The sequence below is a fragment of the Photorhabdus akhurstii genome (assembly GCF_019090985.1).
Classification (GTDB): Bacteria; Pseudomonadota; Gammaproteobacteria; order Enterobacterales; family Enterobacteriaceae; genus Photorhabdus; species Photorhabdus akhurstii.
This window is the reverse complement of the sequence record NZ_CP020335.1, coordinates 3,368,008-3,388,257: the sequence shown is the minus strand read 5'-3', so window position 1 is coordinate 3,388,257 and position 20,250 is coordinate 3,368,008. Positions and strand designations below refer to the sequence as shown.

The window sequence follows — 20,250 nt, the reverse complement described above, 5'->3', positions numbered from 1 at the left end:
GGTGGAAATTACAGCGCAAATCGTGACTGATTTTCGTGAGTACTACCCGGAGTTCAGTAACGTTGAAGAATGGTCTGATAAAAGTGTTATTCAGGCACTTGAAGAGGGCGATTCAGAAACAGGTAAGCGGTGGCTGAAATATAATGCTCGTCCTGCGTCTATTAAAAAACGTGGCATGTTTGCGTTTGCCGCTCATCAGTTGGTGATGCGCAAGCGTGCTATGAATGGAGACGTGGGAGCGGCTTATGCTATTTCATCTAAATCAGTGGGTGATGAATCAACTTCATTTGCTGTTCCTTCTGTCACTTCTGATGAGTTAATTATCAATGGCAATCTTCCACTAACTTCTTACGGCCTTGAGTTTCTTCGCTTAAGGCGTCGTGCTGGAACGGGGGGAATGATGATATGAAGCTGAATGCAGAAGTCCGAGGCGGAAATAAACTGGCGCAGAAATTGCGCCAAATCCATGACCGGGTGACATCTAAGCGGCGGGTGCTGGTGGGATTGCCTGCCGGTTCTGGTGAACAAGATGGTACCCCTTTAGTCGTCATCGGGGCAGTGAATGAATTTGGTGCGACTATTCAACACCCGGGCGGTACGAGCTACGGCTACAAGGATGAAAAATCTGCCAGAGAGGGGAAAGTTCGTTTTTTGAAAAATGGACAAGGATTACTGCAAATGGGGGTCACTGGGCCGCACACAATCAACATACCTGAACGCTCATTTCTTCGTGTCCCCATTCGGCAAAATCAGGACAACATCAAGAAAGCTTTTATGAAACTGACAAAACAAGTCACTCGTGGCGATATAACAGCATTCCAGATGTTAGATCAAATCGGTGCAAAAGTTGCCGGGTATTGCAAAGAAGCCATTTCAGCCGGTATTGAACCGGCAAACGCAAAATCAACAGTGAAAGCCAAAGGATCATCTACTCCGTTGATTGATGACGGTATTCTGAGGGCCGCCATTACACATGTTGTAGAGGATTAATTATGTTTGGTAATGGCTTAGATATGCACGGTCATATCGATTCAATATTTAATTCTCCTATTGCTGGTGGTGTACGACTTATCCGCGCTGCAAGGGGTGATTATACCGGGCCGGGTGGAACGTGGCAGGAAGGAGAGCCGCAAGTAATCCCGCTCACTCTTGTTAACGTTCAGCCTGCGTCATGGAAAGATATTCAGACACTTATTGGCATGGGAGGCACGGCAAATCCACAAGATATTCGGTCAGTGCATATCAATGATGGGGTTAATTATATTTGGCCTGATGACGACGGTAAATTTGCTGATTTACTGGAATTCAGCGACGGGTTAGGTGTCCGCAAGTGGCGCGTGCTCTCTTGTGATAATCGACCGTGGCGTAATTTTTGCCGTGCGGTTGTTGAACGGTATCGAGGGGCGGGATGATGGAAACTCTGGAAGAATTACATAGTGTATTTCAGTCATTGCTAAAACTGGCATCCGGCGTTGACACAGTGATTTTAGCTGATCAGGGCAGAGCGCCACCAAGATCATTATATGTCACCTATAAGCCCATCCCTATTCGTGCATACGGACAAACAAGACGGAAACGGGCATTTGTACCCGCTGTTGAAGAATTTGACCCATCATTAGGAAATAACTGGCAGGATTTGCAAGAGGTTGCTTATACCTCAATGGAATTCATGGTGTCGGTGAATTTTCTCAATGAGGGCGCGGATAGTGCGATTATGCGGTTGCATAATGCAAATTTCCAGACTCCTGTCAGCGAATTCTTATATCGCAACAAAATAGCTTGGTGCTACGTGAGTAATTGCCGAAATCTGACAGGAATATTGCAAGCCGGTATCCAACCCCGCTGGCAGGCAGACATTCATCTGTTTATCGAACAAACCGTATCCTACTCCCTGTTGCGGGCAGCCGGATTCAAAATTGAAATTAATGATGAGAGGTAAGTATTCTCATGTCTTATTCTGTAGACAATATTATTCCTGTCAATCTGCTACTTACCCCCGCAGGGCTTGGGTACGCGGATTTTTCAAGCGCCATGATATTTGCCGATGCAACGGATTTGGTTGATAAGGTTAAATTCGAAGCGGGTACATTCCGAGACTACAATTCAACGTCAGGTATTGCGGCAGATTTTAAAACTGACAGCGATATCTATCGCATTGCTACCCGCTATTTCGCCAATATTCCCAAGCCACCACAGATTACAGTCTGGATGAAAAACCCGACTGAATCGCTTGTTGAAAACATGAATAGCGCGGCAGATGCGCTGTGGCGGTATCACTACTTCTTTAAAAATACTGACGTAACCAAAGAATCGGTGATTGAAATCGCTGACTGGGCGGATGCTAATGGTCATCCAGTCTGGTTAACATTCAGTGATGAAGGGATCGTTGACCCAAATATTAAAGATGACGTGATATCGGTACTAAAAGGCAAGGGTAACAGGCATGTGTTTGCCGGTTATAAATCTCCGTCATCAGTGAAGACAGACCCGACCCAAGCGTATGCAATGATCCAGCTAGCTGCGGCATTTCATAAATTCCGTCCTGCGGGTATTAACACCGCTATTACCGGGGAATTTCAAGTGCTGCCCGGTGTTATCGGTGATGATTTGAAAACCAGTGCATACAACGCACTGAAAGCCAAAAATAGTGTCTTTTTCACACAGATTGAATTGACAGGTCAGACAGATAACAGCCGGGTGATTAACAGTAAATCTATGTCGTCATACGGCGAGTTCATCGATGATGTGGTCAATCTGGATGTGCTGAAAAATTATATTCAAGTTGATGGTTATAACTATATTGCCGGAGCGGGTTCTAAACGAGCGTTAACGCCGCGCGATTACGGCGGATTGCTGACGACAATTTCAGATACTTGTAAGCGGTTCTATAACAACGGCGTGTTGGGAACGGGTTCCTATGTTGATCCTGATGACGGCAAAACCAAAGTGGCCCAGTTCGGTTTTATACTCCGCTCTAAACCTGAGGATGTGCTTAATTTGACATCATCACAGCGCAAACAGCGTCAATATCCGTCAACCTCTCTTTTAGTCATTCTGGCTCGCGCCGGACATGTGGCCGAAATTAATATTAACGTGGAGTAATTTATGTCTATGCAAAGGTACGGCGCGGATGGCGCTAACCTGACTGTGTTTGGTATCCCTATTGATGATTTTGGTGATACCGACCCGCCGATCACTATCGAAGATTTAGAGCCGCGAGCAACACTAAAACGCGGTATTGGTAAAACATCAGTACGTCTTGATAACCCAACCCGGCCTAAGCGTCTGACGATTAATTTGATTCCCGGTTCTGAACAGGCCCGGCAAATCATTGCAGTAGAAAAAACAAAGGTAGATGCCACATTCTCGTTTTTCCAGACGGGAACGGCGGAAACTATTCTCGGATTTGATGGGATTTTAGTTAACCGGGGTTCGACAACCCGCGCCGGTAAAACGGGTGTGAGTGATGAACAATTTATATTTGAATTTGCAGATTCAGAGGAAACCTAATTAATGGGCAGAAAAATTGAAGTTGAAATTAATGGTACTCTTTTTAGCGGTGCAACAGCATCAGCTAAAGACCAGCTTGAGATGTTACAGATTGCGGCCAAAGAGGGAATTTTGCCCGCCATGAATGATAACTCTACTGAAATGGGTTTGGCTGTGAGTCTGGCAACAGCCGATACATTATCATTGAATCGGTTGAAGGAACTTTGTATCAAGAACGGTAAGATCGTGCGTGATGCCGATAATGTGCCAGTTGCTGAAAATTTATTCCAGGATGAAGTACAGAATTACCTTGTCTTGCTTGGCAAGGTCTTGAAGGAGAATATTGGCCCTTTCTGGCAGCTCAGCGCAGGGAGCGAAAACGGCGCAGAAGTAGCACAGAATCAATAAACCCCGCGATTAATTGGTTTCTCTGGCGTCCCTGTACGGGGGCCGGTGATGCCTGTCCGCCGCTGGCTAAATGGTCTGACATGCTGGATGGCACTTATACCATTGATGATGTGCAAGCCATGCACGCAGTCATGGACGATTTAGTCGATAGTATGGAACGTGCACTCAGTCACAACACCTAACGCCCTGACATTCGTCGGGGTTTTTTATGTGCTTCACACGCACGAATCAAATAAAGCCCAGAACCTTTTCACAAATGCACCCTTGAGGACTGCCAGTGGTTGGCTGCCTTCTGGGGCTGGTATTCCTGTGTGACAAGGGTTCATTTTTGAGCAGGTAATAAGCCATGAATAATATCTTTCCAATGGAGTATGAAAAACAGTTATTCCCATTCAGTAATGCATGTTGGGCTAATGCCACAGTGGCAGCCAAGCACTTTGGCAAATTGACAAAGGACTGGCTGAAATTAGGTTCAACTAAGAATTACATTAGGGAAGTTGGTCAAGAGCTTGATATTGAAGCGTATAATTCTAAAGGGGAGATTTCTCCTCTTTTAGTTAACGTAGAAAAAGGCCGTAACGGTGGAACATGGATTCACCCTGAACTGGTCATTGAGTTTGCTCGTTGGCTCTCTCCTAAATTTGCCCGGGCATGTGATAGACATATTAAAAACATGTTGATATCACAGAACCGAACACTGACCGAAGATCAGATTATCAATCTGCTCATCCATCAAGAGCCGACGACATGGGAAAAACGGTTCCAAGAGCCTTATTATCAGGCGTTATCGAGAATGACAGGCTTACCTTATTTTGGTCATGTAGGTGGTACTCCATCACTGTTTGGTGCGATCACATCCAAGTGGGTATACCAGGTTGTATTGCCAGATGTTGTTTATGCCGAAGCGAAAGAAGCTGCTAAAGGTAGCGGGGAGAAGATCCATCAATATCTTAAGCCAGAGGCATCAAAGTTGGTGGAAGAACAATTGAAAGCCGTAACAATGCTGGCTAACGGTTGCGCTGACTATAAAGATTTTGAGGCTCGTTGTGTGTCAGCATTCGAGGTAAAGGGACAGTTAAAACTGATTTATCCAGCCGCGTGATTGATATGGATATATACATTTCACTTTGGTATATTCTGGGCGGGCGCTTGAGACTATCTGTCTCTGGCGTGCTGGAGCGGATAGAAGAAAGCCCCAAATGATCTTTCAATCAATTTGAGGCCAATTCTTTATGCTTCACAACATAAGATTAGCCTCTTACACGCCGAAAGGCAAGGAGACGCTAACCATGAAACAGCAAAAAGCGATATTTATCGCTATCGTTATCTGCATTGCCGCCTTAGCGGCTGTACTTATTACGAGGAAAGACCTCTGTGAGGTTCGCATCCGAAGCGGCCAAACGGAAGTTGCTGTTTTCATGGATTACGAAACCAAGTAAGAGCAACGGCGGGGAGCAATCCCCGCCATCTCTTGTTGCTGAACATGGCTCTCAAGCGCCCTTTTTTGCGTTTAATTGCGCCCTCCTGGTGATAGGATGTGATTTTGTCATTGAGTAAGGGTAAGAGATGGGAATTATAAAATTTTTCATTGTTATTATTGTGACTTCTATTAGCTTAACATGCCTTGCTAATCAAAAGTTACCAAATGAAATAAATGGCTATATCGGTCAAGAAATTATAACCGGAATGGGTAATAGGATGGGTAGCGGCATGGTCAATGTTGGAGGATTATCGGTCGGAAAGGATAGGGTAAAACTTTATTTCATTGATTATACAATCGATATATTAACCAATGAAAAGAAACCGATTTTTTTCAGAAATGGCCTTATTGATCATAGGGAAATAGTGCTAAATTGTAAGGATAAAACATATTCATCTTACACAGCAAAAGAACTTCATGAATTGGCAAATGCTCCATTGTCATATCATGAGTTAGGTCATCCTCATAAATGGGGTGATTATGATTTTAAAGATGATGGTTACTTGGGCGTTCAATATAAAGATGATCAAGAAAAAGTTACCAAGCTATTTAATTTTATGTGCGATTCTGGAATTAAATAAAAGGGCGATATTATAACAAATATCATGATCCGCCTCGCACCGTTCACTGCCGCACAGGCAGATTAAAGCCCCGAAAGGGGCTTATTTATTGGGGTTGTGCTTCTTGACTTTTATTGGTTCAAGCAATGGTGGAAGGGTGTCTTCTATCCGCTGAACAGTATCTTTCAATGAGTTGATATTTCTTCTGATTAAATCAAATTTTTGTTCATCACTTATTCTTGTCGATTGTGTAAGTAGTTTGATTTGATCTTTTAAGTTTGCTACCTGTGTTTCTAGCTGAGTGTTTTTTCCTTCAGCTACGTGGGATGTTTTCCATAACTGAGCGACATGTGAATACATTCCCTCAATGCCGGGATTGTTCGCGGCGAATAGATTTTCTAGGGATAGTGAAAGCTCTATGCGTTTAAGCATCTCTTGTTGAAGGCTCCTCCCTGACTCCTTTGCCTTTAATTCTATTTCTTCCCTCATTTCTGTTGGCATCCTGAAAGGGTACGGCGAGTATTGCTTTGCCATGTGAGTAACCTCAAATAGATATAAAAAGATACATGATATACCAAATGTTCATGTTGACAATGATACAAATAGGATCATATCATTCATGCATGCCACAATTATTATGTATCTTTTTGTATCGGAGGAGGGAATGAAGAAAGAAGCGCAAGCGAAAGCATACCCGCTTAGACTGCCCCAGGATGTAAGGGACTGGTATCAAGGGCAAGCGAAGTTGTCGGGACGGTCTTTTAATAGTGAGGTTGCAAAGGTTCTAACTGAAAGGATGAATCGTTCAATTGGAAGGGTAAAGAATACGTAAAAAACAGAGCAAAGTACTCGGTCTACTAATTCCATGAAAATAAAAAGATGATATTGTCCGCCAAAAGTAGCAAAACCCCAATGGTTGCAGCCGATTGGGGTCTCAAATCTGTTATTAACTAGCGAGGAAATTACAGACATGAATAATGTAACACTAGCAGTAAATTCTGTCACTATGTCAAGCCGCGAGATAGCGAAGTTGACGGGCAAGAATCATGCTGATCTATGCCGTGATATTCGCGTCATGCTATCTGCCTTATATAGTGGTGAAGAGAAAGATTACATCCGTAACGCAGATTTGCTTTACTTTACTAATCAATGTGTTGGTTGTGTTCAGTATGACATAACCAATCCGAACGCATGGGAGTATCATCTTGACCGTCGTCATACCGAAATCTTAATCACTGGCTATGATGTTAAACGCCGTGCAGCGGTAATTGATAGGCTTGTTCTATTGGAGTCAAACACAAGAAAAAGTGTTAAAAGCCAGTCTGGTTTGCCTGAATATCGCCGAGCCAGAACTTTGAAAATGTCAGTTGATGCAGTTAGCAATCTGTTTAATTTGATGCCTCACTTAAGCAACGAATCAAAACAGTGTGCAGCCGCAAATATCATTAACCCTATTGTCGGCTTTGAAGCGGTTCCTCTCCCTGCGTTGGAAGAGAAATATTACACGGCTGGTGAAGTAGGAAAGATGCTGGATCTGTCAGCTAACAAAATCGGGCGGATTGCTAATGATAACAATCTGAAAACCGAGCAGTACGGGAAGTTCTTCTTGGATAAGTCTGCTTACTCCGATAAACAAGTTGAAGCTTTCCGTTATAACGAGAACGGCATCAAGGCACTTAGACATTTGATCCACGGTGTTGAAGTAGCTTAAGGATTTAAGGCCACGGACGGCTTGAATATCTAACACCGCTTAATTGCGGTTTTTTTACATCTAAAATGAGGTCACAAATGGCAGAAACAATTGATTCATTACTTGTATCTCTTGGTTTGGAAACAGACAAAAAGAGTTTTGATATAGCTAATGCTGCGTTTAAAGGTGTTACTGACAATATGATGCAATTAGCGGCTACTGTAGCTGCTGGATTTGGCTTTGATAAGCTAACACGAGATTTCGCTGGTTTTGTTTCTGAGATAGATAGATTTTCTCGTCGCCATCTTATTGATCCCAATAATGTATTGCGTTGGGGTTATGCATATGAGCAGATGGGCGGTAAAGTCCAGGATGCAATGAGTACCATTGAGAAATTTAATAATCTTAGAGATAAAGCTGCTGATGGCCGAATTGACGAAAACGCTCTCAGGCAGGCTGGTATTAATCCTTATGAATTGATTAATAAGGATAATCCTCATTCTGCAATGATGTGGGCTGCTGAAAATATGCCCAAGATGAATATGGATCAAAGGAGAAGGTTTAGTAACGGGTTGGGGTTAAATAAATTCGAACAAGATGTGTTTTCTAAGGGGCCAAACTGGGTACAGGAACAATTCAATGAATACAATAAACGTGGTCAAATAATCACTCCTGAAGCAATAAAAATAGCGAATGAATATAATGATGCTGTTCAAAAGCTAACAACCAATTTAAATGGATTATCTAGTGAAATAAGTGGACCGCTTACAAAAAGCGTTACTGATTTAGCCAAACGTGCTGATAAATGGTTATTAGATAACAAGCAGGGAATTATCCAAAAATTGGATGAGGCTATGCCTTATTTAGAACAAATAGCAAAAGGGATTACTTTTTTAGTTGTCGCACAGGCTGCGGCAAAAGGCGGTAGAATGTTAGTAGGTAATCTTCCTTTGCTTGGTGCAGCAGCATATGCTGAATATTTTTATAGTGATTGGGATAATATTAAAGCAAGTACCATTGCATCATATGATTATAACAAGCGTCAATTAGAACATGGGCTAAATGAGAATTTAAATTACCCTGTGGGTGATGCTCTCTCTTGGCTTGGATGGACTAGCAACCCCTGGAGAAGGCCGGTTAAAGTAAGCTCAATTAATCCAAATGCAATGGATATTCCCGGTAATGATCCTTTGAACAATATGGATTATATAAAAAATTATTTAACAATGTCGGGTGTCAATAATTCATCTCAGCGTGAACAATTGGCTGAATCATTCTCTCAAGCGTCAAAAAAATATAATGTTCCAGTCAGCGTTTTATTGGGAATGGCAAAACAAGAATCAGGATTTAACCCTAATGCTACAGGCCCACAAACAAAATGGGGACAGGCAAAAGGAATAATGCAATATCTTGATAGCTCCGCTCAATCCCTAGGCATAGATCCGCTTAATTCTGATCAAGCTATAAATGCTGCTGCAATGCAATTACGCCAGCGCCTGAATAAAGGTGAAAGTATGGAAGAGGCTGTTGCGGAACATCATGCCGGACCAAATCGTAAATTATGGGGAGAAAAAACAGAGGATTACGTGAGAAAAGTTGGTAACTATTCCCTGGCTATGGAAGACTATGCTGCTCGCAGAAATACAATACCAACCCCCCCTATAAAGTCTAAATCTAGCAATAATGGTGCCCCTATCAACGCTACCGTTAATGCCAATGTGACAGTAAATGAAGCTGGTAATCCAGAAAAAACAAAGGAAATTGTTCAGCAATGTATCAATGACGCATGTAACGAATTAGCCGTATCTGTGAGGACAACAGCACAATGAGTATTGTCGGTATTTTTACCAAATCCCGCCCAGAAATTGGCGGTATTTTTTTTGACGCAGTTCTTGAAGAGTCATCAGAAATGAGAACGGATGTTAGCGAATATCCATTAGAAAATGCAATGACAGCAAATGACAACGCAGTCACACGCCCGTTATATGTCACTATGACCGTTGCGCTGTCAGATAATCCGATCAAAGCTCTGATTGCTGAAACCGGTCAATATTCAGGGATATTGGGGATGGGGGCTGGCGTTGCTACTGGCTTGGCCGCGTCAGTATTGCCTGGTGGTATTGCTGCATTGGCTGGACTGGGTGCTTCTGTAGGATTTGGCATTGCCGGTGAGTATGGAACGAAACGGTCAATGAATATTCTTGATAAGATCAGGGAGCTACAGAGTAGTCACACTGTAATGACTGTCATTGGTGCCAAAAGTGCGTCATATGCGAATATGATTATTACCAATACCCGGCAAGTAACAAATACAGAGAATCAAGATGGGCTGGAATTAGTTGTTGAAATGCGGCAGCTTTTGATTATTAACAAAGATGGAAAAAACAAGGACGCATCACTTATCAATGCTAATCTCCCGGCTGGAGATAGTGTAAGCACGCAGGGGCAAGCTACTGTTAATCACGGAGAGGTTTTATTGCAATGAATATCATTCCTCTTACAAGAAATGCAGCCTACCAAAAATTTTCTATTACACTAAATAATCATCAACTAGTATTTTATCTACGTTGGTTGACTCGATATAGATATTTTGTTGTTGATATCATGAATATTGATAATAGTCCGATAGCATTAGGCCGGGCATTACATGTTGGAGTAAATTTACTTGCCGGATTGAATGCAGATATTGGGGAAATTATTCTGGAAGGAGAAACCCCAACTATCAGTAACTTGGGTATTAAAAATCAATTAAAGTGGTATCCAATATGAATGGTGATCTGTTTGGAAGAAATTATAAATTGGTCATAAAATCAAGCGGTGGTGGAGAAGACCTTATTTTTAGTCCACCGATGCAAGTTACATTTAATATAGAAGGGATACCAAATAACGCTGACGCATTGGGACGCATCACCGTATACGGCGTATCAGCAGAAACTAGAAGCCGAATTTACAATGAATATGATTCAGTTTCCTTATCTGCCGGCTATGGTGATGATGTTGGTGTTATATTTAAAGGTGAAATAAACAACTTCGAGACGGGTCGAGATGGTGTAAATACATATATCAGGTTTTATTGTCGGTCATTCTTTAGAAAATGGGTTAATGCATATATAAATAAGTCTTGGGGCGAAAACACGACAATATTAGAAATCATAAAGGATGTTGCCGAAACATTTGGGACTACTTTAGAAGTAGTAGGAGATTTTTCTGATTTACCGTTAGCAATTAAAGGAAAGACTGCGGGTGGCGTAAATTCTATAACATTCTTAACCGAACTATCAGAAACGTTTGATTTTAAATATAATTTCGAAAGTACAAAATTAGTCGTTATCAGAAATAAAGCATCACGAGAACATACACATAAAATATCATCTCTCAATGGTATGGAAGGGATACCGAGAGTTTACTTACAATCTTTAGAGGTTGATATAAAGCTTAATCATTTGATTAGACCAGCAGATTGGGTAGAAGTCTATCGGATGTATGATCAGTTTAATTTTAGTGGTATGTATACAACACCCTATAAAGACCTTCTTACTGCCGGAAGATTTTCAGTGTTAAGTATTTCGCACCAAGGTGACTTCTATCACGACACATGGAAAACTACGGTCAAAGCATTATTGCTTAAAGGATAATATAATGAAAATTATAGACTCAAAGCTGAATCCAATGCTGGAAGCAATGAAGGAGTTTAAAAAGTCTGCATTATCACCGCTAATGATTTGCTTGCCGGGGAAAATTATTTCTTATAACCCAGCTAATCAGCGGGCACAAATTGAGTGCGGCATTCAGAGAAAAATAGGCAACGATTTTATTACCATGCCTGTTATTAGCAATGTCCCGGTCCAGTTTTCAGGCACTCAAGAATGGACGCTATTCCATGAATTACCACCCGGTACAGAAGGGCTTATTCATTTTAGCCAGAGAGCTATTGATACATGGATAGATCAGGGAGGTCCTGTTGCTCCTCACGAAATGAGAATGTTCAGTGCCACCGATGCCTTTTTCTCACCCGGCTATCGTTCAATGCAAACTGTTATTCCCGGTTTGCCAACATCGGGTATGGGAATGAGTAACCGATCTGGTTCTGTTCGCATTTATATAACAGACGGAGGGATAACGCTGTCAGTTGGAGGAACGTCTTTATCACTGACAAGCTCAGGTATGACATATAACGGCCCGGAGTTTACGAATGGCGGTAAAACTACGCTCAATGGCAGAACCACAGTTAATCAGGGTGGGCTGTCTGTTGAAGGTATCGAGTTTGGTAAACATATTCATGGCGGGGTTCAGACTGGTAACGGTACAACACGAGGGCCACAGTAATGACGACTGATAATAAAAAAATGGCGGTGCAAATACTTATTGATAGCACCGCAATTAAAGAAAAAACGAATCAATTAATGCAGATAATTACCTCTTCTTGGTTGTGTGAGAGCTACCAAGATAGCATTTGCTAACCTCTTTGCCCTGGCAGGTGCTAGGGCTTTTTTTTGAAGGGGATCGCATGATAAGAAATTTCATAGATGGCGATATCGTCACGCACGGCACCCAATTTGCAACAAGTAAAGAAGCGACAAGGCAGGCCATTATCAGGCGGCTTCGTTTATTTTTGGGGGAGTATTTTTTAAATGTTACCGAGGGTACGCCGTGGTTTCAGAGTATATTGGGTAAAACCTCGCTTGATATTGCGGCGGCCAATGTCAAGGAACGCATTATCACCGCACCGGGCGTAATTGGGTTAACCAAATTCGAATTTAAAACTGATATGCAAAATCGGAAAATCACAATTTATGCATCATTGATTGATATCAATAATGAACAATTTGAATTCCTGTTCAATGAGGAAATTGTTTAATGGCTAAAATAACAAGAGAGGGAGCAAAAGGGCAGACGCTGAATGAATATTTAACTGTGATGCGTCAACGTTATTTGGCTATAGATGACGGCTGGAATATCAACCCTGAATCCCCGATGGACTTGCAATAGCAGCATGGTGCGAGGCATTGGCTAATCTCGATGAAGGAGTAATTGCCGCTTATCACTCAGCAGATCCCCACTCTGCTGTGGGGCAACAACTAGATAGAATAGCGGCATTTGCAGGTATTAAGCGTAATAAAGCCACATTTTCCACGTCAACGGTAATTTTTAAAGGCGTTCCGGCTACACTCATTCCCTCTGAGACACTTGTTCGTAATAAAATCACGAATACACTGTGGGCTACAGATAACAATGTAACGATAGATGAGGGTGGAAGCGCTACTGTCAATGTAACGTGCACAACATCGGGATCACAAACTGCAAATATTGGTACTTTAACCATTATTGCTACACCAGTAGGGGGTATAACGGCCGTTAACAATGAAACATCAGAATCGCCGGGCAGAGATATTGAATCAGATAATGCTTTTCGAATCCGCCGTAACGAATCTGTAGCCCTGCCCGGCTCCAATCAAGTTGATAATATGTATGCTGCGCTGGTTAATATAGACGGCGTAAAGCAAGCCCGTATTTATGAAAATGACAATGGTCAGATTGATGAAAACGGAGTAAAAGAACACTCAATGGCAATATTTGTAGATGGGGGATCGGTCAATGATATTATCAATGCTATTGCAGCAAAGAAGAATCCGGGTTGCGGGTTAAATAAATATAACACATTTCCCAACAAAATTACTGAGGATACAAAAACCCCACTGGGAAACCCTGTGTCAGTGACATTTTTCAGGCCGGAACTTGTTCCTATTTATGTTCGCGTCGAGATATCGAGTAACAATAAATTTGATGATGAAAATATAAAACGGGCCATCGTTCACTACACAACGTATGGATTTGATGAAACCAGAGGATTTTCAAAACTAGGTTTTAGGATCGGTGAGAGTGTTGGAGCCGGAAGAATATTCACACCTGTAAACTATATAATTGCTGATAATGGATTTGTAAACTCAATCACAGTCGGCAAATCTTGGGATCAAACGAGAGGGGTAGTTAATGTTAAATTTAATCAACTTGGTGTATTTGCCACTGAGAATATAGAGGTTGTATATGTATGACCATAAAAGTAAAGCATTATCTAGAATTTACTGGCAATATAAAAATTCACCAAAACTTATCAACTGGATAACCTCATTACCTGATATTGCTCAATCTTCTATTGAGGACCAAATAGAAAAAATAAATAATATTCTTGATATAGATAAAGCCGAGGGTGATCAATTAGATATATGTGGAAGAATTGCGGGATTTGCAGAGAGACCACTTATCCGTACTGACTTTGTTTCTATTTTTGCATATAATGGTACCGGTGGAGCACAGCCATATAACATTGCACCGTATAAATCTCCCGGCGAACAAATTAAAATAGCACCAGTATCTGATTTCATGTACCGGATATTAATTAAATCGAAAATACAAAAAAATAACTCAATAGCAACAATAGACGATGTAAAAAGTGCTGTTGATTATATTTTTAATGTTAATTCTGCAATTATTGATGGGCAGGATATGACAATGAAAACAATCTGGATGGATAAAGCTATCGCTGCAAATATTCGCGTGCTGATTGAAATGTTTGATTTAATACCAAGACCACAGGGAGTAAAAGCCTGTTTAATCAGAACTAATCATCATCCATTTGCTTATAAAGGCACTTATGATGCACAACCCTACGGCGTAGGCGCATACGTATAATCGGAGTAATAATAGATGGCTAGAAAAGACAGTTTTAATAAAACGTGGGCCAGTAATCCGGCTCAATTTGAAAAACCCGGTGATGCATTAATTGAACGTGGATGGGCTGGTGGAGCATCAGAAGATCCGCCCGAAGCTAAATGGGAAAATTGGTGGCACAATCGTTTAGATGAGGCATTACTTGAAATCCAAAATAGTGGTGCGCTCGCTTGGTTCCCTGACGCAAAATATACGAAAGGGGCGCTTGTAAACTATGGCGGGAAAAATTGGGTTGCATTGTCGGCCAGCTCAAATATAAGCCCGAATGGTCCGTTAGATAATGGAATTTGGTTAGAAGTAGAATATTCAAAATCTGATTTTCTCAAGAAATCCCAAAACGGCGCAGACATTCCTGACAAAAACGCTTTTGTGAAAAACCTCGGGTTGGTGGAGGCTGTGGAGAGGGCGAATAATGCCGTGCCGAACAGCCGGAAAATTAACGGCAAGGCGTTGACTGGGGATGTCAGTTTGAGTGCCGGGGATGTGGGGGCTTTTCCTTCTCTACCTGCGGGGCAACTGCAAAATGGAGGCAAATTCTCAGATTGTCGCGAGTGTGGTTTCTATCATGTTTTTGGCGTAAATGTTGATACTGTTGCTGATTTTCCGCGCTACTCAACATCACAGCCGCTTTACAGTTACGGTGTACTCGAAGTCTACAGAGAAGGGCCTCTGATATCCCAGCGATACACAACACACTTCGGTGAGATTGCAGTTAGACAAGCGTTCCCCGGTAATGAGGTTTTGAAAGATTGGATAATTCACAGTCAACATGCATCTGATTTGCTTTATAACAATATCCCAGTCGGCGTTCCAATGCCGTACCCCCACCGCTACACCCCAGTCGGTTACTTAACGTGCAACGGTCAGACATTTGATAAATCTTTATATCCGAAGTTAGCGGAAGCTTATCCTGCCGGTAGAGTACCTGATTTAAGAGGGGAATTTATCCGTGGTTGGGATGACAGTAGAGGGGTAGATCCGGGGCGGGTGTGCGGAACATGGCAAGGGGATGCGATTAGAAATATTACGGGAGGGTTTGTCGGGGGAAGTTGGGATAACCCAACTGGCGCATTTTACAGAACGATAGCAATAAAATCATACACTAATTACGCATCAAACGATAAAGATCTATCGTATATAAACTTCGATGCATCACGTGTTGTTCCTGTTGCTTCAGAGAACAGACCCCGCAACATCGCATTTAACTACATAGTGAGAGCAATATAATGACAGAACAGAAATACTCTTTAGAACATGAAACAGCCGTGCTAGGTAAAGATGGTTTAGCGATTCAACCCGGCTGGATTAAAGTTTATCACTCGAATCAGATAACGAGAGAATTCACAAACTCTGATATTGAATACGTGATGCTCGGTGTCAGTCTATCGGCCAGTGCTTATCCCGATGCGCCTGAGTTACCGAAGTCTGATGACAAGGCCGTGTGCCGCAGCATTGACGGTAAATGCTGGGAAATACTCCCAGATTACCGAGGAAAAATCGCTTACGACACGTTAACACGAGAGCCGATTGAGATAACTGAAATTGGGGAATTACCGGATACGTTAACCTTCAAAAAACCGCCCACCGATTTCGATACGTGGAACGGCAAAGAGTGGGTAGTTGATAAAGACTTACTCAAAGCACATCAAATCAACGAAGCAAAACAGAAACAAGCAACACTGTTACAGCAAGCAAATTACACAATCTCACTGTTGCAAGATTCTGTTGACTTAGAGATGGCTACAGATGAAACAAGAGCATCTCTTCTTGAGTGGAGAAAATACAGAGTACTACTCACTCATACAGATTTGAATCAAGCGCCTGATGTCGTGTGGCCGGAAGTGCCGAAGTGATGGGCAGTAATAATTAGATAATTTTATATTTTGGGGTGGGAAGGGCTGGTTTATAAGTGGTTATGAATGCCAGGTTTGAAGTCGGGGTTTTTCCCCAGTTTTGCCCCTATTTTTCCCCAACCAAATCTCAGGTATAAAAAAACCAACCCTAACAGGTTGGTTTTTCTAGGGAAATTTGGTCGGCATGAGAGGATTTGAACCTCCGACCCCCGACACCCCATGACGGTGCGCTACCAAGCTGCGCTACATGCCGATAATTCCTATTATAGTACTGATTTTTTATCTAAAAGCAAGCGCTGAATTTTGTGACCGATTGATTTTTAAGCATTTAATTAGCTATAAAATGTTTAACCTCGGTTAGTATCTGTAACAGTTGCGCCAGATTAGGTTTAGCATCTTTTATTTCGTTGCCTTCCAGGTCATATAGGCGATAGTCACCATTTTTATCCAGGAACAAGGTGTTTTCGCTGGTTGTAATGATTAGGGAACCATCATCACCGGTAATCACCCACGGATTATCACGCTGTGCTGCAAATAGATCTTGGCCTTGGGAATAATCAGCAGGAGTATTGCTGACATGCAACAAACGTTGCATTAATGTTGTCATAATATCCTGATGGCTTGTCAGTTTATTAATTGTCTGTGATGGTGTTCCAGGCCAATGAATCAGCAGTGGAACATGCATCTGAGCACGATTAAATCTGCCATTGTTTATCCATCTAGGTGGATGTGTGGCGGCGATTTCACTGTGTTCAGCGGTAATAACAATGACAGTATTGTTCAGTGCATTTTTGTTTTTTAGTGTCTCTAGTACGGTGTTAATTTGAGCGTCTAGTGCCGCTCTATTACCTTGGTTGTCAGCTTTATCTAACCCGTTCATCCTCAAGAAGGAGAACCACGGAGCATTATTATTGGGTAAATTTAGCCATTGCTGCCATTGTTCCACCGTGAGTTGGTTACTTTGGTTGACCTCAGTAGGCAATGAGTAGTCGGAAAGTAATGCATGACGATAAAGCGGAGTATTAAACCCTACAGAAGAGAATAGGCCAAATTGATATCCCCGATGAGTCAGGGCATTAATCAGGGCTGATGATTTACGTCCAGCCAATATTCCATCCAGATAACCAGAAGAAATGCCATAAAACAACCCGAATAGGGCAGTATCATTTTGAATCCCAGTACTGAAATGTTGATTGAACTGAATGTTGGTTTCTCTGAAATGAGAGAGCACAGGCATATTCCCTGTAATATCTCTATTATCCAGTTTATCGACTACCAGTATTAACAGGTTGTATCCGCTTCCTTGATTCTGATAAGTCAGGTCATTAAGTGGATATTCCACTGTCAGCGCGGCAGGATCACCCTGTTGCATAAGACGGCGCTGATATTCTTGTTGATCGAGCAAACCATGTTTTTCAAGAAATTTACGCGCTGTCATTGGATAGGAGAGCGGCAGGTTAGAACGTTGCATGGTAATCGGACGATAAAAATTAGCATCAGCCCAGATATATATCAAATGGGAAGCTAAAAAAGCCGAAATAAGGACGGCAGCCAGCGGTTTACCAAACCGTTGCCGATTCAGGCTGCGTAGTTTCTGCCAACTCCAGGTGCCAAATAACATCTGTATCAGAAAAATGACTGGAATACAGATGAACAGTAGCTGCCATTCTCGCGCAAGTTCCCCTTGATCAGGATTGATCACTAAATCCCACACTAAAGGTGTGAGGTGAAGATGGAAACGGTTGTATATGGCAATGTCGAATATTAACAGTGTCAGCCCGGCTGTAGCGAAAATGGCTGAAAGAAACCTTAGCAAGCGCTGTGACATGACAATAAATGTCAGTGGAAATAGGATTAGCAAATAAACAGCAAAAACAATAAAACTAAAGTGCCCAAGCCAACTCGCCAGAGCATAGACTCGGCCGAACAGTGAGCTCGGCCAGTCAGAAACAAACAGGTAACGACTACCTAATCCAAGACTGAACAGAATATTAAATAGGGCAAACCAATGCCCCCAGCTAATCATTTGGGAAACTTTTTCACGATAACGCTGACGGCTAGTTACCATATTTTGTTTACATTGTCGTCTTAGTTAAAAATTAATGGGCTTTATCTTCGTTTACCGAAGATTTAAGCGCGTGTGCAAACGAGTCAGCAATATGTCTGCGCTGTGCAGGAGATATACTCGTATTGATTAAATTTGTTACCATATTGCCCAGTACCATTAAAGAAAGGTCTGTCGGCGTACGGTTTCTTTCCAGAACACTAACGAGTTCTGTTAATAAGCGTTCAACGTGTTCGTCACTGTAACGAGATGACTGTGGCATAGATTTAAACTTCCTGAACTAACAAAGCATATTATCTTACCGTATAGATGCGTGATTTTCCGCTCTTTTGTGGCAAATTAATTCACGGATAAGATTATGTTGCAGTAATAACCTATTTTTAGCAATTTTTTGATATCTGTCAGTAAATTATAGTTGATGGCAGATGACGAAACGTTGTTTTCTTTCAGGGTTTTTTATTGCAGTCGTTTGTTATCGGTGTTTGAATGCGTGTTTAAAAACGCATGAAGTCAGCCGCGAAAGGAGTAGAAAGAATGAGTCTGCAAATAGATCAGATTGCCTTGCATCAATTAATCAAGCGTGATGAACAGACATTAGATGTCGTGTTGCGTGATTCTTTACTCGCCACCGATCAAGTGGTGGAAGATATGATGGCTGAATTACACCGGGTATACAGCGCAAAAAGTAAAGCTTACGGCTTATTTAATGAAGAGAGTGAATTGGCAGAAGCGCTCAGGCATCAGCGTAAAGGTGATGAAGATTTTCTTGGGTTTAGTCGTGCGGCAACAGCACGTCTGAGGGATGAACTGGCGAAATATCCGTTTGCCGAGGGAGGAACGGTCCTGTTTTGTCAGTATCGCTATCTGGTGGTAGAGTATTTATTGATTGCTGTGCTTAATAGCTGTAACAGTATGTCTGTTAACGATAATCTGGATTTAAATACTACGCATTATCTGGATATTCCTCACGCTGATATTGTTGCTCGTATAGATTTGACGGAGTGGGAAACTAATCCTGAATCAAGCCGTTATTTAACATTCCTGAAAGGCCGGGTAGGGCGTAAAGTTTCAGATTTCTTTATGGATTTTCTTGCCGCCAGTGAAGGTATGAATGCTAAGGTTCAGAATAAAGGTCTGTTACAAGCAGTTGATGATTATTGTGAATCTGGTGAGCTTAATAAGAATGAGTGTCAAGCCTATCGCCAGCAAGTATACAGTTATTGTAATGAACAATTGCAGGCGGGAGAGGAAATAGAAATTAAGGAGTTGTCGCAGGCATTACCTACATTTGGAGAACAGAATTTCCAGCAGTTTTCTCAGGAGAAGGGATATGAACTGGAAGAGAGTTTTCCGGCAGATCGCAGTACGTTGCGTCAGCTAACTAAATTTGCCGGCAGTGGTGGCGGGTTAACAATCAATTTTGATGCGATGTTATTTGGTGAAAGAATTTTCTGGGACCCGGCAACGGATACTTTAACCATTAAAGGTACGCCACCAAATTTACGTGACCAGTTACAGCGCCGTAGTGGTGGTCATTAAGAGTGGTGGTCATTGAGGCCAAAAAATAAATAACGCCGCAAATGCGGCGTTATTTACTCGGCGTCCCGAAAAGCTCGGCTGTGGCTAATTAAGCACGCAGGAAGTCAATGTGTGCCAGTTTTGGTTTAAACGGATGGCGCTGTACAGCCTGCACTTTAACTTTAGTCTCTTTACCGTCGATAACCAGGGTCAGAACTTCGCTATAAAATTCAGCTTTGTGTTCCATATTGATAACCTGATCGTGATCCAGTTCAATAGAAACTGGCTCTTGGTTGCCACCGTATACGATAGCTGGAAACTTGTTAGCTCTACGCAGGCGGCGGCTCGCACCTTTGCCCTGCTCTTTACGTACTTCTGCATTAATAATAAACATTATTTTTTCTCTTTAAGAAGAAAATAAATCCTGCTACAGGCGACCCAGCAGCAGGTTCGAGATT

The 20,250-nt window shown here is 42.1% G+C and carries 28 protein-coding genes and 1 tRNA gene; 24 read left to right on the top strand and 5 right to left on the bottom strand.

Annotated features, from left to right (window positions below; translation table 11 throughout):
- Position 1: 1 nt before the first annotated feature.
- From B0X70_RS14650 to B0X70_RS14605, 10 genes are all read left to right on the top strand, one after another.
- Positions 2-409: a DUF4054 domain-containing protein gene (locus B0X70_RS14650; protein ID WP_217469662.1), complete on the top strand. Its 408-nt coding sequence runs from the start codon at positions 2-4 to the stop codon at positions 407-409.
- Positions 406-990, top strand: coding sequence for a hypothetical protein (locus tag B0X70_RS14645; RefSeq protein ID WP_217469661.1), 585 nt, complete (start codon positions 406-408; stop codon positions 988-990). The genes B0X70_RS14650 and B0X70_RS14645 overlap by 4 nt, the downstream gene beginning before the upstream one ends.
- Positions 991-992: 2 nt before the next feature.
- Positions 993-1,412, top strand: a complete 420-nt coding sequence (locus B0X70_RS14640) for a hypothetical protein (protein ID WP_217469660.1) — start codon at positions 993-995, stop codon at positions 1,410-1,412.
- On the top strand, positions 1,412-1,939 hold the full coding sequence (locus B0X70_RS14635) for a phage neck terminator protein (protein ID WP_217471740.1): 528 nt from the start codon (positions 1,412-1,414) through the stop codon (positions 1,937-1,939). The genes B0X70_RS14640 and B0X70_RS14635 overlap by 1 nt, the downstream gene beginning before the upstream one ends.
- Positions 1,940-1,947: 8 nt before the next feature.
- Complete coding sequence (locus B0X70_RS14630) at positions 1,948-3,102, top strand: DUF3383 family protein (protein ID WP_217469659.1); 1,155 nt, start codon at positions 1,948-1,950, stop codon at positions 3,100-3,102.
- 3 nt (positions 3,103-3,105) lie between these two features.
- Entirely contained in the window at positions 3,106-3,510 is a 405-nt protein-coding gene (locus B0X70_RS14625; protein WP_040154593.1) for a hypothetical protein, read from the top strand.
- 3 nt (positions 3,511-3,513) lie between these two features.
- Positions 3,514-3,897: a phage tail assembly chaperone gene (locus B0X70_RS14620; protein ID WP_217469658.1), complete on the top strand. Its 384-nt coding sequence runs from the start codon at positions 3,514-3,516 to the stop codon at positions 3,895-3,897.
- 346 nt (positions 3,898-4,243) lie between these two features.
- Positions 4,244-4,999, top strand: coding sequence for a KilA-N domain-containing protein (locus B0X70_RS14615; RefSeq protein ID WP_217469657.1), 756 nt, complete (start codon positions 4,244-4,246; stop codon positions 4,997-4,999).
- A gap of 187 nt (positions 5,000-5,186) precedes the next feature.
- Positions 5,187-5,336 carry a Hok/Gef family protein gene (locus B0X70_RS14610; RefSeq protein ID WP_146748035.1) on the top strand — a complete coding sequence of 50 codons (150 nt, stop codon included), beginning with the start codon at positions 5,187-5,189 and terminating at the stop codon, positions 5,334-5,336.
- Between the two features lie 127 nt (positions 5,337-5,463).
- Complete coding sequence (locus B0X70_RS14605; protein WP_217469656.1) at positions 5,464-5,958, top strand: hypothetical protein; 495 nt, start codon at positions 5,464-5,466, stop codon at positions 5,956-5,958.
- A gap of 81 nt (positions 5,959-6,039) precedes the next feature.
- On the opposite strand, the gene B0X70_RS14600 is transcribed toward B0X70_RS14605, so the two are convergent.
- On the bottom strand, positions 6,040-6,471 hold the full coding sequence (locus tag B0X70_RS14600) for an Arc family DNA-binding protein (RefSeq protein ID WP_040149558.1): 432 nt from the start codon (positions 6,469-6,471) through the stop codon (positions 6,040-6,042).
- Between the two features lie 85 nt (positions 6,472-6,556).
- Here B0X70_RS14600 and B0X70_RS25975 point away from each other — a divergent pair, with 85 nt between their 5' ends.
- From B0X70_RS25975 to B0X70_RS14540, 13 genes are all read left to right on the top strand, one after another.
- Entirely contained in the window at positions 6,557-6,769 is a 213-nt protein-coding gene (locus B0X70_RS25975; RefSeq protein WP_040149557.1) for an Arc family DNA-binding protein, read from the top strand.
- 138 nt (positions 6,770-6,907) lie between these two features.
- Complete coding sequence (locus B0X70_RS14590; RefSeq protein WP_040149555.1) at positions 6,908-7,648, top strand: Rha family transcriptional regulator; 741 nt, start codon at positions 6,908-6,910, stop codon at positions 7,646-7,648.
- Between the two features lie 77 nt (positions 7,649-7,725).
- Positions 7,726-9,456, top strand: coding sequence for a transglycosylase SLT domain-containing protein (locus B0X70_RS14585; RefSeq protein WP_040149554.1), 1,731 nt, complete (start codon positions 7,726-7,728; stop codon positions 9,454-9,456).
- On the top strand, positions 9,453-10,112 hold the full coding sequence (locus tag B0X70_RS14580) for a phage baseplate protein (RefSeq protein WP_040149553.1): 660 nt from the start codon (positions 9,453-9,455) through the stop codon (positions 10,110-10,112). The genes B0X70_RS14585 and B0X70_RS14580 overlap by 4 nt, the downstream gene beginning before the upstream one ends.
- Complete coding sequence (locus B0X70_RS14575) at positions 10,109-10,396, top strand: phage baseplate plug family protein (RefSeq protein ID WP_065391069.1); 288 nt, start codon at positions 10,109-10,111, stop codon at positions 10,394-10,396. Before B0X70_RS14580 ends, B0X70_RS14575 begins: the two co-directional genes overlap by 4 nt.
- On the top strand, positions 10,393-11,262 hold the full coding sequence (locus B0X70_RS14570) for a phage protein (RefSeq protein ID WP_065391070.1): 870 nt from the start codon (positions 10,393-10,395) through the stop codon (positions 11,260-11,262). Before B0X70_RS14575 ends, B0X70_RS14570 begins: the two co-directional genes overlap by 4 nt.
- Before the next feature lie 4 nt (positions 11,263-11,266).
- Entirely contained in the window at positions 11,267-11,953 is a 687-nt protein-coding gene (locus B0X70_RS14565) for a Gp138 family membrane-puncturing spike protein (RefSeq protein ID WP_217469655.1), read from the top strand.
- Between the two features lie 181 nt (positions 11,954-12,134).
- On the top strand, positions 12,135-12,485 hold the full coding sequence (locus B0X70_RS14560) for a contractile injection system sheath initiator (protein ID WP_040152931.1): 351 nt from the start codon (positions 12,135-12,137) through the stop codon (positions 12,483-12,485).
- Entirely contained in the window at positions 12,485-12,616 is a 132-nt protein-coding gene (locus B0X70_RS25585) for a hypothetical protein (protein ID WP_256448122.1), read from the top strand. Before B0X70_RS14560 ends, B0X70_RS25585 begins: the two co-directional genes overlap by 1 nt.
- Before the next feature lie 17 nt (positions 12,617-12,633).
- Positions 12,634-13,680, top strand: coding sequence for a baseplate J/gp47 family protein (locus B0X70_RS14555; protein ID WP_246593299.1), 1,047 nt, complete (start codon positions 12,634-12,636; stop codon positions 13,678-13,680).
- Positions 13,673-14,317, top strand: coding sequence for a baseplate wedge 1 family protein (locus B0X70_RS14550; RefSeq protein WP_217469654.1), 645 nt, complete (start codon positions 13,673-13,675; stop codon positions 14,315-14,317). The genes B0X70_RS14555 and B0X70_RS14550 overlap by 8 nt, the downstream gene beginning before the upstream one ends.
- A 15-nt stretch (positions 14,318-14,332) precedes the next feature.
- A complete protein-coding gene (locus B0X70_RS25790; RefSeq protein ID WP_336246292.1) occupies positions 14,333-15,583 on the top strand; it encodes a phage tail protein in 1,251 nt (416 codons plus the stop codon).
- Positions 15,583-16,209: a tail fiber assembly protein gene (locus B0X70_RS14540; RefSeq protein WP_217469653.1), complete on the top strand. Its 627-nt coding sequence runs from the start codon at positions 15,583-15,585 to the stop codon at positions 16,207-16,209. Before B0X70_RS25790 ends, B0X70_RS14540 begins: the two co-directional genes overlap by 1 nt.
- A gap of 176 nt (positions 16,210-16,385) precedes the next feature.
- On the opposite strand, the gene B0X70_RS14535 is transcribed toward B0X70_RS14540, so the two are convergent.
- The 3 genes from B0X70_RS14535 to B0X70_RS14525 form a co-directional block, all read right to left on the bottom strand.
- Positions 16,386-16,462 (bottom strand) — tRNA-Pro (locus B0X70_RS14535).
- A 75-nt stretch (positions 16,463-16,537) separates the two neighbouring features.
- Positions 16,538-18,277, bottom strand: coding sequence for an LPS biosynthesis-modulating metalloenzyme YejM (gene yejM / locus B0X70_RS14530; protein ID WP_217469652.1), 1,740 nt, complete (start codon positions 18,275-18,277; stop codon positions 16,538-16,540).
- A gap of 31 nt (positions 18,278-18,308) precedes the next feature.
- Positions 18,309-18,536 carry a YejL family protein gene (locus tag B0X70_RS14525; protein ID WP_011147091.1) on the bottom strand — a complete coding sequence of 76 codons (228 nt, stop codon included), beginning with the start codon at positions 18,534-18,536 and terminating at the stop codon, positions 18,309-18,311.
- A 272-nt stretch (positions 18,537-18,808) separates the two neighbouring features.
- Here B0X70_RS14525 and yejK point away from each other — a divergent pair, with 272 nt between their 5' ends.
- Complete coding sequence (yejK, locus tag B0X70_RS14520) at positions 18,809-19,813, top strand: nucleoid-associated protein YejK (RefSeq protein ID WP_217469651.1); 1,005 nt, start codon at positions 18,809-18,811, stop codon at positions 19,811-19,813.
- A gap of 88 nt (positions 19,814-19,901) precedes the next feature.
- Here the strand turns inward: yejK and rplY are convergent, their stop codons facing one another.
- Entirely contained in the window at positions 19,902-20,186 is a 285-nt protein-coding gene (gene rplY, locus B0X70_RS14515; protein WP_217469650.1) for a 50S ribosomal protein L25, read from the bottom strand.
- Positions 20,187-20,250 lie beyond the last annotated feature (64 nt).